Annotated in this window: 16 protein-coding genes, 1 tRNA gene, 1 pseudogene and 1 riboswitch; of the genes and pseudogenes, 13 read left to right on the plus strand and 5 right to left on the minus strand. The window is 45.2% G+C overall.

What is annotated here, in order from left to right; genetic code table 11:
- Positions 1-16: 16 nt before the first annotated feature.
- The gene (locus CLOSA_RS06905; protein ID WP_013272050.1) at positions 17-1,387 is read right to left on the minus strand and encodes a hypothetical protein; all 1,371 of its coding nucleotides are present in this window, start codon (positions 1,385-1,387) and stop codon (positions 17-19) included.
- Between the two features lie 128 nt (positions 1,388-1,515).
- On the opposite strand from CLOSA_RS06905, the gene CLOSA_RS06910 reads away from it, so the two are divergent.
- Positions 1,516-3,372 (plus strand): ATP-dependent nuclease, encoded by a 1,857-nt coding sequence (locus CLOSA_RS06910; protein WP_013272051.1) that lies wholly within the window; start codon positions 1,516-1,518, stop codon positions 3,370-3,372.
- 5 nt (positions 3,373-3,377) lie between these two features.
- Here CLOSA_RS06910 and CLOSA_RS06915 read toward each other — a convergent pair whose 3' ends face one another.
- Positions 3,378-3,980 (minus strand): sugar O-acetyltransferase, encoded by a 603-nt coding sequence (locus CLOSA_RS06915; RefSeq protein ID WP_013272052.1) that lies wholly within the window; start codon positions 3,978-3,980, stop codon positions 3,378-3,380.
- Positions 3,981-4,363: 383 nt separating this feature from the next.
- Here CLOSA_RS06915 and xylB point away from each other — a divergent pair, with 383 nt between their 5' ends.
- The 4 genes and pseudogenes from xylB (at position 4,364) to CLOSA_RS06930 (ending at position 8,288) form a co-directional block, all read left to right on the plus strand.
- Positions 4,364-5,887 carry a xylulokinase gene (gene xylB / locus CLOSA_RS06920; RefSeq protein WP_013272053.1) on the plus strand — a complete coding sequence of 508 codons (1,524 nt, stop codon included), beginning with the start codon at positions 4,364-4,366 and terminating at the stop codon, positions 5,885-5,887.
- Positions 5,888-5,923: 36 nt separating this feature from the next.
- Positions 5,924-6,046: pseudogene (locus tag CLOSA_RS22090) on the plus strand (transaldolase family protein); the annotation flags it as partial.
- 64 nt (positions 6,047-6,110) lie between these two features.
- Positions 6,111-6,737: a DUF4867 family protein gene (locus tag CLOSA_RS06925; protein ID WP_013272054.1), complete on the plus strand. Its 627-nt coding sequence runs from the start codon at positions 6,111-6,113 to the stop codon at positions 6,735-6,737.
- Positions 6,738-6,809: 72 nt separating this feature from the next.
- Complete coding sequence (locus CLOSA_RS06930) at positions 6,810-8,288, plus strand: L-fucose/L-arabinose isomerase family protein (RefSeq protein WP_013272055.1); 1,479 nt, start codon at positions 6,810-6,812, stop codon at positions 8,286-8,288.
- 141 nt (positions 8,289-8,429) lie between these two features.
- On the opposite strand, the gene CLOSA_RS06935 is transcribed toward CLOSA_RS06930, so the two are convergent.
- A complete protein-coding gene (locus tag CLOSA_RS06935; protein WP_013272056.1) occupies positions 8,430-9,107 on the minus strand; it encodes an ECF transporter S component in 678 nt (225 codons plus the stop codon).
- A gap of 83 nt (positions 9,108-9,190) precedes the next feature.
- Positions 9,191-9,307, minus strand: a riboswitch (FMN riboswitch).
- 94 nt (positions 9,308-9,401) lie between these two features.
- Here CLOSA_RS06935 and CLOSA_RS06940 point away from each other — a divergent pair.
- Positions 9,402-9,474 (plus strand) — tRNA-Ala (locus CLOSA_RS06940).
- A 20-nt stretch (positions 9,475-9,494) separates the two neighbouring features.
- On the opposite strand, the gene CLOSA_RS06945 is transcribed toward CLOSA_RS06940, so the two are convergent.
- Both CLOSA_RS06945 and CLOSA_RS06950 read right to left on the minus strand, forming a co-directional pair.
- Positions 9,495-10,580: a site-specific integrase gene (locus CLOSA_RS06945; RefSeq protein ID WP_013272057.1), complete on the minus strand. Its 1,086-nt coding sequence runs from the start codon at positions 10,578-10,580 to the stop codon at positions 9,495-9,497.
- A gap of 179 nt (positions 10,581-10,759) precedes the next feature.
- The gene (locus CLOSA_RS06950; RefSeq protein WP_013272058.1) at positions 10,760-11,167 is read right to left on the minus strand and encodes a helix-turn-helix domain-containing protein; all 408 of its coding nucleotides are present in this window, start codon (positions 11,165-11,167) and stop codon (positions 10,760-10,762) included.
- 216 nt (positions 11,168-11,383) lie between these two features.
- Between CLOSA_RS06950 and CLOSA_RS06955 the strand changes: the two genes are divergently transcribed.
- From CLOSA_RS06955 to CLOSA_RS06975, 7 genes are read left to right on the plus strand one after another with little or no spacing between them, the layout of a single operon-like run.
- A complete protein-coding gene (locus CLOSA_RS06955; protein ID WP_013272059.1) occupies positions 11,384-11,557 on the plus strand; it encodes a helix-turn-helix domain-containing protein in 174 nt (57 codons plus the stop codon).
- A 21-nt stretch (positions 11,558-11,578) separates the two neighbouring features.
- On the plus strand, positions 11,579-11,833 hold the full coding sequence (locus CLOSA_RS06960) for a hypothetical protein (RefSeq protein WP_013272060.1): 255 nt from the start codon (positions 11,579-11,581) through the stop codon (positions 11,831-11,833).
- The gene (locus CLOSA_RS22615; RefSeq protein ID WP_013272061.1) at positions 11,830-11,976 is read left to right on the plus strand and encodes a hypothetical protein; all 147 of its coding nucleotides are present in this window, start codon (positions 11,830-11,832) and stop codon (positions 11,974-11,976) included. Before CLOSA_RS06960 ends, CLOSA_RS22615 begins: the two co-directional genes overlap by 4 nt.
- Positions 11,977-11,992: 16 nt before the next feature.
- Complete coding sequence (locus CLOSA_RS22620; protein ID WP_013272062.1) at positions 11,993-12,163, plus strand: hypothetical protein; 171 nt, start codon at positions 11,993-11,995, stop codon at positions 12,161-12,163.
- A 53-nt stretch (positions 12,164-12,216) separates the two neighbouring features.
- Complete coding sequence (locus CLOSA_RS06965) at positions 12,217-13,491, plus strand: AAA family ATPase (RefSeq protein WP_013272063.1); 1,275 nt, start codon at positions 12,217-12,219, stop codon at positions 13,489-13,491.
- Entirely contained in the window at positions 13,491-14,615 is a 1,125-nt protein-coding gene (locus CLOSA_RS06970) for an ATP-binding protein (protein ID WP_013272064.1), read from the plus strand. Before CLOSA_RS06965 ends, CLOSA_RS06970 begins: the two co-directional genes overlap by 1 nt.
- Before the next feature lie 13 nt (positions 14,616-14,628).
- The gene (locus tag CLOSA_RS06975; RefSeq protein WP_013272065.1) at positions 14,629-15,078 is read left to right on the plus strand and encodes a hypothetical protein; all 450 of its coding nucleotides are present in this window, start codon (positions 14,629-14,631) and stop codon (positions 15,076-15,078) included.

A 15,078-nucleotide genomic window follows, 5' to 3' on the forward strand; every position in this document is an offset into this window, starting at 1 on the left:
CTTAATGCTGGATGATCTATAACAGAAAACAGGCGGTGATAAAAGTGGCAAGAAAACCGATCATGACCGGAGGAAGATTTTTTCTGGCAAGTTCCAGGGGATTTACGCTGCAGATAGCTGCAACCGGTATAAGTCCCCAGGGAACGATGGTGCCTCCGCCGACGAATATGGCGGCAATCTGCCCAAGGGTTGCAAGAACAGGAACCGAGGCCCCTACCGCAGTACCAAAGGTGTTCGCCAGTGCGCCGGTGAGAGGAAGGCCGGAAAAGCCCGAGCCATCCAAGCCCGTTAAGCCTCCGATCACAAGCTGGAAAAATGCGGCCATATATTTGTTAAGAGGTATGTTATGAGCCAGCCAGATGGCCCAGTCATTCATAATTCCTCTTTGAAACTGTTCCCCCATGATGGTGGAAATTCCCTCTCCTCCTAAAAAGAAAAATGCCCCGATGATGATAACGGGAGCAAAGATCCGTATGGCAAAGAGAAAGCCTTCGGTAACATAGAAGGTCACCTTTTCCAGGGAATGCCTTCCAAAGCCTAAAAAAGCCCCAATGCACATGATAAGAACAGCAGTGCCGGAAACCATGCTGGTGGCATCGCCGCCCTTTAGGTCAAAAGCAAGCATAAGAAAGATGTCGGCCAGGAAAAACGCAGGGGTCAGTATGGCCATTATGACGGCAGTGTTTCCCGTAACATGGCGTTCCTCTGTATTCTGGATATGAACTTCCTGACAGCAGGCAGAGATTCCGTTCCTGTTTAACAGATATGCAGAAACAACGGTAACAATTCCCATTACAAGAAACAAAGGCCGGCCCTTGGTCAGAACGTCGGAAGCTGAGATGGATGCCGCTCCTGCGGATATGGCCGGAGCTCCTTGAATGACAAAGTCGTAGCTTAAAGCGAACCCGTGGCCGAATAAGTTCATGGCCATGGCGGCAGCCAGAGGATCCAGACCGGCTCTGACCGCAAAAGGAAGCATGATCGCTCCAACCAAAGCCACGGATGGAGAGGGCCAGAGAAAGAGGGAAAATACCAGCATGGTGCCCCCCAGGATCCACCAGGTAAGAGAGGGGGATTTCATAACCTTTGACATGGGGATCATCATCAGATAATCACTTCCCAAGTCTTTTAGGCATTTGGAAAGGGCGGTAACAAGGGCGATGGTTGCAATGATCTCCATAAACTGCCGGGAAGCATACAGGATGGAGTTGAATACGGTCATGATGCCTCCTGTCAGGGATTTGAGGCCCACAAGGCCAAGGAGGAAGAGAAAAAAGATACAGACCAGGGGCGTATCCTTTCGGAGAATCATAACGGCCAGGATCACAATGACGCCGATGAGATAAATATAGTGCAGAGGTGTAAGCACCAGATAAGGATCAAACATAGGAACCACTCCTGTGAAATAATATAATCTATACTATGATGCAAGAGAAGGGACAGTGTGATTTTTTTAGGCAGAGCTTGAAATTTTCCTGTCCGGCTTTTATACTGGATTTTATAAAGGAGAGGCCTATGCAGATAACATCGGTACATATTAAGAATTTTAAATCCATACGGGATATGGAAATCCAGGGCGTGGAAAACGCCCTGATCCTGGTAGGGAAAAACAATACAGGAAAGACAGGGATCCTTGATGCCATCCGGGCAGCAGCAGGGGCCTATGAGGTCACGGAAGAGGATTTTAATGAAAAGAAGCAGAATATTGAGATAGCCTTGACTCTGGCCATTACGCCGGAGGACCTGGCCTCCTTTCACAGGTGCGGGGTGGTGAGCCAGTATAAGCGGTTTGAAGCATGGCTCCATGATTTTGAAACGAAGCTGCCTTCTTACCGCAACGGGAGCCTGACCTTTACCTATCAGATAAATTGGAACGGAGTCGTCCGGTATAAAGATGGATACCGGAAGAATAACCGGTACATCAGGGATATTTTCCCCAGGCTTTACTACATTCATTCGGAACGGGATTTAGACCAGTTTCAGAACGATCTGCTGCTTTTCCAGGAAGATGACCAGTTGGTGAAGCTAAGGACGCAGGTATGTATGTTTGACGGCGCAAGGGTGTGCAACCAGTGCTTTAAATGCATCGGACTGATCAACCGGAAGAGGCCGGAGGAGCTGCAGATCTATGAGACAGCAAAGCTCCTGGAATATAAGATGTATCAGCTGAACCTAAATGATTTTTCCCAAAAGGTCAATGAAAACTACAGAAAAAACGGCGGCTACGAGGAGATCAGATTTTCCTTAAACAGCAATCCCAGTGAGATGTTCAAAGTCACGGCAGAGACCTATCATGCAGAACGGGGGAAGCTAAGTCCCATAAACAATTTAAGCAACGGCATGAAAAGCCTTTACATGCTGTCCCTTTTGGAAACATATACAGAGGATGAAAAGCGGATCCCCAGCATCGTCATCGTAGAGGACCCTGAGATATTCCTCCATCCCCAGCTTCAGAAAATATCCAGTGAGATCCTATACCGGTTATCCAAGAAGAATCAGGTGATTTTTACCACCCATTCCCCTGGTATGCTGTTTAACTTCACCAGCCGCCAGATCCGCCAGGTGGTGCTGGACCGGGGCGGTTATTCCGTTGTCAGGGACAGAACGGATATTGATGCCATTTTAGATGATTTAGGCTATGGCGCCAATGATCTTTTAGGGGTCAGCTTCGTGTTCATTGTGGAGGGAAAGCAGGATAAGAGCCGCCTGCCCCTGCTGCTGGAAAAGTATTATTCGGAAATCTATGATAAAGAAGGCAATTTATCCCGGATATCCATCATCACCACCAACAGCTGTACCAATATTAAGACCTATGCCAATTTAAAGTACATGAATCAGGTGTATTTAAGAGACCAGTTCCTAATGATACGGGATGGGGATGGGAAAAACCCGGAAGAACTGGCAGGCCAGCTCTGCCGGTACTATGACGAGCGAAGCGGGGAGGACATTGATAAGCTTCCAAAGGTCACCAGAAGAAATGTGCTTATTTTAAAATACTATTCCTTTGAAAATTATTTCCTGAATCCCACAGTTATGGCAGCGCTTGGGGTGGTGGAACATGAAGAAGCGTTTTATCAGACCCTGTTTGATAAATGGCAGGAATATCTTTGCCGCCTGAAGAGCGGAAAGCAGTTGGTGGAGGTGTTGGGCAAGGATTTGGAATCAATGGAGGAATTAAAGGCCCATATGGAGGAATTCAGGATCCATATGAGGGGCCATAACCTGTACGATATATTTTACGGCCCGTATAAAAAGCAGGAAGGGGAGCTGTTAAAAAAGTACATTGATCTGGCTCCCCGGGAAGATTTTAAAGACATTTTAGATGCGATTGACAGGTTCGTTTATTTTGAAAGCAGAAAGACCCAGCCATGAGTCTGTTATTCTAAATCAATTTCCCAATCCTTAAAATAGTATCTCCAGTCCCGTTCGCTTATTGCTCTGATCACTCTGCAGGGACTTCCATAGGCCACCACGTTGGCTGGGATATCCCTTGTTACCACGCTTCCGGCCCCGATTACGCTGTTTTCTCCGATTCGGACTCCTGGAAGGATGATGGATCCGGCCCCGACCCATACGTTGTCCTCAATGGTAACAGGCACATTAAACTGGATCTGCTTCTTACGAATATCAGGGCGGATGGGATGGGCCGCCGTATCCACTACAACGTTAGGCCCGAACATAACATGGTTCCCGATGAAGATATCGGCGTCATCCACAAGGGTTAAGTGAAAGTTGGCATAAACGTCGTTTCCCATGTGAACGTGCTTTCCCCAGTTGGCGTGGAGCGGGGGTTCTATGTAGCAGTTTTTTCCGATTTCTGCAAAGAGCTTTTTTAGGATATCCTGCCGCTTCTGGCCTTCCGACGGGCGGGTCTGGTTATAGTCATAAAGGATCTCCAGACATCCGGTCTGCTCTGCCATCAGGTCTTCGTCGTCACAGCTGTAAAGCTTTCCGCTTTTCATTTTTTCTCTTAAATCCATGAAAACCTCCTCAAACAACGGGGCTGTCGGGGAACAGCCTCTTTTTTTCTTCATTATACCCTGTCCCCTTCTAAATGTCCATGAATTCGAATGTACTGCAGACAGGATGGTTAAACCTTGGGTCTATTATGCCTTTCTTCCCCAGTGCAGCGAACAAAGCCTGCAGTTTTGCCCGCTTACGCGCATTTGCCCTATGAAACAGACCATGACAGGATTTTCTTAAGAGCAGGCATAACCAAAATCTATTATGGCCTGTTTCGCACAAGTCCTTGCTGGTGGAGATATAAGGCAAGAAAGTGCTATTAGTTGGACAAATAAACGCACGCTTTTTTCAGGCATGTATATTATAATCAGAATAAGAGATCTTTGGAGGAGGTATCAGAATGAATTATCTGATTGGAATTGACGTGGGGACATCGGCAACAAAGACCGTACTGTTTGATGAAAAGGGCCGTGTGATTGCTTCTGCATCCAGGGAATATTCCCTTTACCAGCCCCAAAACGGCTGGGCGGAGCAGAATCCGGAAGACTGGAGAGAGGCGGTTCTTGAAACCCTTACCCAGGTTGTGGCAGAGTCCGGGGTAAAAAAAGAGGCTGTAAAAGGAATCGGGATTTCAGGCCAGATGCACGGGCTTGTAATGCTTGATGAAAAGAATGAGGTGATACGTCCCTCTATCATATGGTGTGACCAGAGAACCTCAGCCGAGGTGGAAGACATGGGAAAGCTTATTCCAAAGGAGCGCTGGATTGAGATCACTGCCAATCCGCCCCTTACCGGCTGGACCGCGGCAAAGATTTTATGGGTGAGGAAGCATGAACCGGAGAATTACGGAAGGTGCAGGCACATCCTCCTTCCAAAGGATTATATCCGTTACGTTTTGACGGGAGTATACGCAACGGATGTTTCTGACGCCAGCGGAATGCAGCTTTTGGATGTACCAGGAAGGTGCTGGTCCAAAGAAGTCTTAAATAAACTGGATATTGACCAGGAGCTTTTGGGAAAGGTGTATGAATCCTGTGAGGTGACGGGAACTCTTCTTCCGGAGATCGCAGCCAGGACCGGACTTTCTGCGGATACAAAGGTGGCAGGAGGGGCTGGAGACAATGCGGCCGCCGCTGTGGGGACCGGAGTCGTGAAGGATGGAACTGCCTTTACCACCATAGGTACATCGGGAGTGGTATTCGCCCACAGCAGCCAGGTTACCATTGATCCCAAAGGAAGAGTCCATACCTGCTGCTGTGCGGTACCTGGAGCGTGGCATGTTATGGGAGTGACCCAGGGGGCAGGACTTTCCTTAAAATGGTTTAAGGACAATTTCTGCCAGGATTATGTGGAAGAAGCAAGCGTACAGAAGATCGATGTTTATGATCTCATCAACCGGGATGTAAGCCAGGTAGAGGCAGGAAGCGATAAGCTTATTTATCTTCCTTATTTGATGGGAGAGAGGACCCCTCACCTTGACCCGGACTGCCGGGGCGTGTTTTTTGGACTTTCCGCTATCCATACAAGAAAGCACATGCTGCGGGCGGTGATGGAAGGTGTTTCCTATTCACTCAGTGATTGCAATGACATTCTTAAGGATATGGGGATCCAGGTGGGAGAGATGATGGCATGCGGCGGAGGCGGAAAAAGCCAGGTATGGCGCCAGATGCTTGCGGACATGTATGACTGTCAGGTAAAAACCGTTGCCCAGACAGAAGGACCGGCTCTTGGAGCTGCCATTCTGGCCGGAGTGGGGTGCGGGATTTTTGAAAGCGTGGAATCAGCCTGTGATGCCCTGATCTTTCAGGATAAGACTACGGGGCCTGAGGAAAGACAGGCCGGCCTTTATAAAAAATACCATCTGCTATACAAGCAGCTTTATGAGGATTTAAAGGACAGCTATAAGAAGCTTGCAGCTTTATAAATCATGGCAAAAGATAAAAAGGAGGAAGAATATAAGGTAGTGAAGATCCCCATGACGGCAGAAGGCCTAAAAGCAGTGGAGGCCCTGCATGCAGCAGGAATACCAACCATCGTTACCCTGGTATTTTCCGCTGCCCAGGCGCTTCTGGCAGTGAGAGCTGATTGAAAAGTTCAAAAAGGATTATCTGGCAGTATTTGGAGAATAAGAAAAGAGAGGGAAAGCTATGGGATTGACAATTAAACCAGTGACAGATCCTGCTTTTCGTAAGTACGGGAAAGTAGTTACAGGGTATGATGCAGGAGAACTTCTGGAAAAAATGAAGGAAACACCCCTTCCTGATGAGGTGGTATATGTTGCTTCCGTAAAGGAATTGGAGGAACTGGCGGTTTCTAAGAAAATCGAAAAGAAGCTTTACGGCCAGCTTCCCATACAGGTGGGTTATTGCAACGGGCATAATAAGAACATGAACGCAGTGGAATACCATAGAAATTCAGAAATCAATGTGGCCGTGACGGATTTGATCCTGATCTTGGGACGGCAGCAGGATATTGCTCCTGATTATACATACGATTCAGGAAACATGGAGGCATTTCTGGTTCCGGCTGGAACTATGATCGAGGTTTATGCCACGACCCTTCATTATGCCCCCTGCCATGTGTCGGAAAAGGGCTTTCGCTGTGTGGTGATTTTACCAAAGGACACCAATACGGATTTAGAGCCTGCCGGGGAAGCCGTGAATAAAGAGGACCGGCTGTTGTTTGCCAAAAATAAATGGCTCATTGGACATAAAGAGGGCGGACTTCCGGAGCATGCCTACATTGGCATATCCGGAGAAAACTTGTCTGTATGATAAGAATTTATCAATAAATCAGCAGGCCTATCATAAAAAAGAGTGGTGAAAAATAACAGGAGGAGATATACAATGAATAATATCCCGGAATTAAAGGTAGGAATCGTAGCGGTAAGCAGAGATTGTTTTCCGGAATCCTTATCAGTAAACAGAAGAAAAGCGCTGGTAGAGGCATACAGGGCAAAATATGACGGCGGAAATATTTATGAAAGTCCTGTCTGTATCGTGGAAAGTGAGATCCATATGGTCCAGGCATTGGAGGATGTAAAGAAAGCAGGCTGCAATGCCCTGGTAGTCTATCTTGGAAACTTTGGTCCGGAGATCTCAGAAACTCTTCTTGCAAAGCATTTTGACGGACCGGTCATGTTCATCGCAGCAGCAGAGGAAAGCGGGGACAGCTTAACTCAGGGCCGTGGAGATGCCTACTGCGGAATGTTAAATGCAAGCTATAATTTAAAGCTTAGAAATATCAAGGCGTACATACCGGAATATCCCGTAGGAACGGCAGAGGAATGCGCTGATATGATCGAGGAATTCCTTCCGATTGCCAGAACTCTGGCAGGACTTTCCCAGTTAAAGATCATTAGCTTTGGCCCACGCCCCTTAAACTTCCTGGCTTGCAATGCCCCCATCAAACAGCTTTATAATTTGGGCGTGGAGATTGAGGAAAACTCTGAGCTGGATTTATTTGAAGCCTATAATAAGCATGCAGGCGATCCAAGGATCCCGGATGTAGTAACGGATATGGAAAAGGAGCTGGGAGAGGGGAACCAGAAACCGGAAATCCTTCCAAAGCTTGCCCAATATGAACTCACCCTGCTGGATTGGGTGGAGGCACACAAGGGATACCGGAAATATGTTGCCATAGCAGGAAAGTGCTGGCCGGCTTTCCAGACCCAGTTCGGCTTTGTTCCCTGCTATGTGAACAGCCGCCTTACAGGAATGGGAATCCCGGTTTCCTGTGAAGTGGACATTTACGGAGCACTCAGTGAATTCATAGGTACCTGTATCAGTATGGATGCCGTGACCCTGCTTGACATTAACAATACGGTTCCTGCGGATATGTATGATGGAGATATTAAGGGCAAGTATGAATATACCCATCAGGATACCTTTATGGGCTTCCACTGCGGGAACACATGCTCAAGAAAGCTTTCCTCCTGTTCCATGAAGTATCAGATGATCATGGCAAGAGCTCTTCCGGAGGAAGTGACTCAGGGAACCCTTGAGGGAGATATCGCACCGGGTGATATTACGTTTTTCCGCCTCCAGAGTACTGCAGATAATTTCCTTCGGGCATACGTAGCCCAGGGAGAGGTGCTTCCGGTAGCCACCCGTTCCTTTGGCTCCATCGGTGTGTTTGCCATTCCGGAAATGGGAAGATTTTACCGTCATGTGCTCATTGAAAAGAATTTCCCACACCATGGTGCGGTAGCTTTCGGACATTACGGAAAGGCCTTATTTGAGGTGTTTAAGTATCTTGGAGTGGAAGAAATTGGATTTAACCAGCCAAAGGGCATGCTATATAAGACAGAAAATCCATTTGGTTAAAAGGAGCTGTATTTTGTCAGATTATTTGTGAGGCAATGATTGACAGAGGCAACAGAACATAATAACTGCAAAGAAACAACGATAAAAGGCGGAAGGATTTCCCCTGCCGGGGTATCCTTCCGCCTTTTACTGTCTTGTTGTTTATATAGCTCCCTTCATAGCCAGGACCGCCAAAACACAGGTTATTAAGATGACGGCAGCTGTGAGGGTCATGCCAAAATTATAATTCCGCTTTTTAGAGGCGTCTATAGAAGCCGTTGAAGCGGGAATGATAAGATTGGATCTTCTCAAGGTCGTTACCAGAGGCTTATAGATGAGAAGAGTCAGGGCTGTGTTAATACCTCCCTTTAAAAGGTTAAAGGGGATAAATGCCGGGAGAAGGAGCTTGGCCACGGCCTCTCTGGGATACCCCATGTAAATGGGAGTGATCAGGTAATTCCACAAAACCATGACCAGGGTCATGAGAAGGGTGCCTGCTACCATACCAAAGAAAGCTCCCCACATGGAATGACGCTTCTTATAGAGATAAGCGGCCGGACAGACAAAGGCTACCGTTGAGAGAATGTTCATGATCAATCCGATGATACCGGTGCTGCTGATGGTAAACATTTCAACAAAGGATACGATGACAGAGATCAGTGCTGCAGACATCGGGCCGAATAAGAAGCCTCCGGTGAGAATGATAATATCCTTTGGCTCATACTCTAAGAATGGAAGCATAGGGATCAATGGGATCCGGATGGCCACAACGGCTACAAAAGCCAGCGCGCAAAGCATGGCCATCAAAGTAAGTTTGCTTGTTTTCTTTGTCATATTCATGATTCAGTCCTCCTGAAAATAAGTAACACCTGAAAGTATGTCTTTCAGGTGTTAAAAATAGACAGGTGTATTATCACTATTTAACACATCTTCTTTCATCCAGACTTTACTGTCGGTATTGGAATCACACCAATTCTGCGCAGTATGCGCTCGCGGACTTTACCGCCGGTCGGGAATTTCACCCTGCCCTGAAGACAACCATATGCAAATGTTCTGAAGGTATTATAACATTTTAAAAAATAATTGCAAGATGTTGTTGCAATTTTTTTAATGCTTTGCTATAATAGCGGACATGGGGGTATAGCTCAGCTGGGAGAGCGCTTGAATGGCATTCAAGAGGTCATGGGTTCGAATCCCACTATCTCCACGACAAAAGTCTAGTAAATACTAGGCTTTTTTATTTTTGTGTTGTAATTCGTGTTGCATTGTTTCGAAATGGTTTAATGTTACATCTAAATATTTTTGTTCAAAATCATTAATAGTACCACGATATACTTGTTTTAGAGTTTTATCTGATGACCAACCACCACGTTGCATAATATACTGATCCGGAACGTTAAGTGCGTGCATAATAGATGCAGCATAATGTCTTAAATCATGAAAACGGATGTTTTCCAACTTAAGTTTTTTTATAGCTCTTGCAAATCGGTTTGATATATTGTCAGGAGCTCCAACATCAACAAGTTTTCCTGTATGTGGTAGCATATTTATGACAAATTGTGGCATTATTATTTCCCTGGTACTGGAAACTGTCTTAGTTGTTTTAATAGTCCATTCACCTCTGGAAACCCTAACCATTGCTTTGTTTACTGAAATAGTATTTCCTGTAACATCTTCTGATGTAAGGGCGCAAATTTCTGAACGACGAAGGGTTCCAAAAGCTGCAAGGCACACTGCTTTCAGCATTTCTTTATCGCGCTTAAAGTAATCCATAAGAATTTTTATATCATTATCAGATGGGGTATAAGTGTTACTTTTTATTTTCTGCGGCAATTTTACTTTTATCCGTTTTTCTGGATAATACAAGTCAAAAGCTGCCACTAACAAACCGTATGCGTTTCTAACAGTTTTAGGAGATCGCTCTATAGATATTTCATTTATCCACTGTTGAATCTTATCATTGTTAATGAGGTCGGCCTTTTGGTCAACTATGCTGCTCATCATAAAACGCTTTATAGACCTATACCCATTTATAGTTGTGGGAGATAGTACATTGCTTTTTGCAGTACAATAGTCATCTAACATAGTTCCTATTGACTTATTATAACTTTTTGACGATAATTCTTTATTTGCGGCCCAGGCAGATGCGTCTTTTTCAGCTTGACGCTTTCCCTTTGTTGTTGGGTCGTCATTGGTAAACGATTTATAAATCCTTTTGTTCTTGGAAGTTCCGTCAGGTTGTATTTTGGTTTCTGTATGGCTATAAACTTGTACACGCCATGATCCAGATGGTAACTTTTTTGCAGTTGGCATTTTAAAATTTCCTTTCAGTTGACTTATTTTAAGGTACAAAAAATACGCCATACCTTTGACAGATCGGCGCATTAGTGATACAATAAGTCTGTGAATACGTTGTATCGGGCCTTTGTCCGGTATGATATTTAAAATCCGTTCCAGTTAGCACTGGGGCGGTTTTTTATTTGTTTTATTTCTTATTTTTCGTCTTTTTCTCTCATGATCTCAACTTGTTTCATTGCACTCTCAAGAGCTTGGGCAAGTATTGCCATCGACTTTTTGTCAAGCTTTTTCCCATTGAAGTAAAGGGGGCTTGTTCCCTTATCATTAATATCTCCAATGATTCCAGCGATCTTCTTCGCAACATCAAGTTCTTGAACAGGTATCAATTCTGGTTTCTTAATTTCTTCAGGTTCTACTCCGGTCATTAAATAATCCATTGTAACTCCAAAGTAATCGCATATTTTTTGTGCTAACTTTGAACTTGCTAAAGATTTTTTCTTTTTCCATGTACTAATTGTAGAGGTACGCGTTCCTGTATCCTTACAAAATTTATAAGGTGTAATACCGTTTTTGTCGCAGAGCATTTCAAATATTTCGTACATAATGACCTCACAAGAAAATTATTTTAGGCAAAACGAAATAAACTATTGACTAGCTCTGTTTGACGTGCTATAGTATGGCTATAGCTCGTAAAAATAAGCTAAAAATAGTAATTCCACAAAAATTAGTTCGTAAAAATGATGTAACTCGTTCAGCAAAACAAGTATATCACTAAACCGAGCTATACGCAAGTATTATTTAATGAAAGGAGGTATTTTATGTCTAAAATGTATTCTTGCGCAGAGGTAGCAGAGCGATACGGTGTACAAGTTATTACTATTTGGGATTGGATCCGAAAAAAGAAGCTGCCAGCCTTAAAAATAGGCAGAGATTACAGGATTAGTGAAAGTGACATATCGGTATTTGAAGAATCACGACGCACAGTGAAGTGAATGCATTGAAAGGAGAAAAATATGCCAAAGCTGAAATTATCAGATTTTGAGCAGAAGAAATTAATTGCACGTGTGACAATTAAAAAACGAATGGAGCTCAAACAAATCAGAAACCCAGAAGTTGCACGCCGCTTGAGTACGCCTGAGCGAACGTTGAAATACCGCTGGCAGTATCCAGAAACTTTACGGCTTGGCGATCTATGGGGATTGGTATCCACACTTGGATTAAGCGATCAGGAAATTCTGCAAATCGTAAGGGGAAAGGAGTACGTATGAAGTACTATGACAACTTAGGCGATTACACCGACACCCGTCCATCTAAGCTGATGGAGTTTACAAAACGGGTTATGCCGGCAGTGATCTTCCTCGGTGCAATGGCCTTGATGTTTATGGCAGTGGGTGCGCTGGAAGTGTTGTGAGAGGAGGTGATGATTAATGGAACTTGCAAAATGGATATTGGAAGAGTTAGAGGACATGCCGCTCGAAATGCTGGCGGATGCGGTTGAAAGTAAATCATTTAAGCCGTTGCTGATTAATGATGGCCATATTATCGGCTATGAAAAAGCAGAAACCCCAGGAGCTGCAACTCCCAGGGAATCCAAATAACTGATAATAACTTTTCACCCTTATTATAAGGGATTTATAGGAGGATTGCAACAATGTCTATGAAAATCAATCAGTTAGAGATTGAAAACGTAAAAAGAATTAAGGCCGTAAAGATCGAGCCATCGGCCAACGGCCTGACGATCATCGGAGGTAGGAACAATCAGGGAAAGACTTCAGTCCTGGATTCCATTGCCTGGGTGCTGGGTGGGGACAAGTTTCGGCCTTCACAAGCCCAGCGGGACCAGTCCGTGATCCCTCCGAACCTCCGAATTACTATGAGTAACGGTCTTGTGGTGGAACGGAAGGGAAAGAACAGCGCACTTAAGGTCACGGATCCGAACGGAGAGAAGGGAGGCCAGCAGCTCCTGAATGACTTTGTAGAGCAGTTCGCCCTTAACCTTCCAAGGTTCATGGAATCAACCTCAAAGGAAAAGGCTCAGATTCTTCTTAAGATTATCGGGGTAGGGGACAAGCTGGTGACACTGGAAAAGGAAGAGCAGGAGCATTACAATGAGCGGCTTGCTATTGGTCGTATTGCGGACCAGAAAGAGAAGTACGCAAAAGAGCAGCCTTATTATAATGATGCACCAGCGGAACTTGTATCTGCGTCAGAGCTCATCAAGAAACAGCAGGATATCCTGGCACAGAACGGGGAGAACCGGAGAAAACGGGAACGTCTTCATCAGCTGGAGCAGGAAGACCAGAGGCTTATGGAGCAGATCCAGGAGTTACTTAAGAAACAGGAAACTGTCCGGGCCGATCTTGCCATTGCCAGAATGGATGCGAAGGATCTGGAGGATCAGTCCACTGCAGAACTGGAACAAAGCATTTCTGATATTGAGGAGATTAACCGGAAGGTGCGGGCAAACCTTGACAAAGAGAAGGCGGAAGACGATGCCAGAGAATACCGAAGGCAGTATGACCAGCTTTCGAAACAGCTTGATGAAGCCCGTGACGCTAAAAATAAGCTTCTTAATTCTGCAGAACTTCCGCTATCGGAACTTTCTATCAAAGAGGGAGAACTGGTTTATAAAGGTCAGCAGTGGGACAACATGTCAGGATCTGATCGGCTGAAAGTATCCACCGCCATTGTAAGGAAGCTAAATCCAGAGTGTGGTTTCGTTCTCCTGGACAAGCTTGAGCAGATGGACCTTGAAGTACTTAAGGAATTTGGAGAGTGGTTGGAATCAGAGGGCCTCCAGGCTATTGCAACCCGGGTAAGTACCGGGGAAGAATGTTCCATCATTATTGAGGACGGATACGTGGCGGGCCAGGAGCACCCACTCATGGAAGATAAGAAAACAGAATGGAAGAAAGGAGTATTTTAATGCAGATTATTAGAGGGAAATTACCGGGGGCGAAAAAAATTGTTGTGTATGGCCCCGAGGGGATCGGTAAATCAACATTCGCCGCACAGTTCCCGGATCCGGTGTTTATTGATACTGAGGGCAGTACAAAGGATATGGATGTGGCGAGACTTCCGGAGCCCAGCAGCTGGACCATGATTATGGAAGAGGTTTCAGAAGTAATCAAGACCCCTGGACTATGTAAGACTTTGATTATTGATACGGCAGATTGGGCGGAAATGCTTTGTACTACCAGTGTTTGTGATAAGAACCATAAGAACAGCATTGAAGAGTTTGGCTATGGAAAAGGATACATATACATTCAGGAGGATTTTGGGAAGCTTTTAAACCTTCTTACTGATGTGATAAAAGTCGAAATTAATGTGGTTCTTACGGCCCATGCAAAAATGCGGAAGTTCGAGCAGCCGGACGAATTAGGAGCTTATGATCGTTGGGAAATGAAACTGAGCAAAGGCGTGGCTCCCATGGTAAAGGAATGGGCGGATATGGTCCTGTTCTGTAACTATAAGACTATGGTGGTCAATGTAGACGGCCAGGGCGCCCAGAAGGGCAAGAACAAGGCCCAGGGCGGCAAACGTGTCATGTATACGACCCACCATTCCTGCTGGGACGCAAAGAACCGGTACGGGCTTCCTGATGAAATGCCTTTTGAGTATGGAGCTATTCGCCATATTATAGAAAGTTCCGATGCGGGAAATCCCATTTCGGAGAAGAAAAACACACCCCCCTCCACTTCACAATCGAGACAGGAAAAGACTGGGAGTACAGACAATAGGAGCGCTCAGGAGTCTCCAAAGGAAGAGAAGGCAGTTCCACCGATGGAAACAGAGTCAGATTCTATAAATCCACCGGAAGTGAAGGTTGACGAGCGGATCCCGAAAGCCCTTCATGATTTGATGATTAATAATCAGGTTGACGAGTGGGATATTCAGAATGTAGTGGCTGCCAGAGGATACTTCCCCGCAGATATGGCGGTTGCTGATTATCCGCCTGACTTTATCTCTGGTGTGTTAGTAGGAGCCTGGGATCAAGTATATCCCATGATTAAAGAAATGAAAGAAAAAGACAGCTTAGTGTTTAATTAAGGAGGAAAAATAGATGGCAGATTATGAAGCAAAAGAATTAGGTTGGGACGACGTAGTGGAAAAAGGAGAAGGGGGTGGGGACTTTGTCCTCCTTCCTCCTGGAGATTATGATTTCACAGTAGAATCTTTTGAACGCGCAAGACATCCAGGTGGAGATAGATCTCCTGAATGCAACAAAGCAATGTTGAAGTTGAGATTTGAAACTCCAGAGGGGACTGCTCTTATAACAGAAAGTCTGCTTCTTTACGATAAAATGCAATGGAAGATTGCACAGTTCTTCCTTTGCATTGGTGAAAAGGAAGTTGATGGCAAGGTAAGAATGAACTGGCCAGCAGTTCCCGGAGCTAAGGGAAAAGCAACAATCGAGGTAACTCCAGGCAGAGATGATCCAAGCAAAAAGTTTAACCATGTAAAAAGGTATCTTCCATATGAACCTAAAAAATTTAAAGCAGGGACATTTTAA

The organism is [Clostridium] saccharolyticum WM1, from assembly GCF_000144625.1.
GTDB lineage: Bacteria > Bacillota > Clostridia > Lachnospirales > Lachnospiraceae > Lacrimispora > Lacrimispora saccharolytica.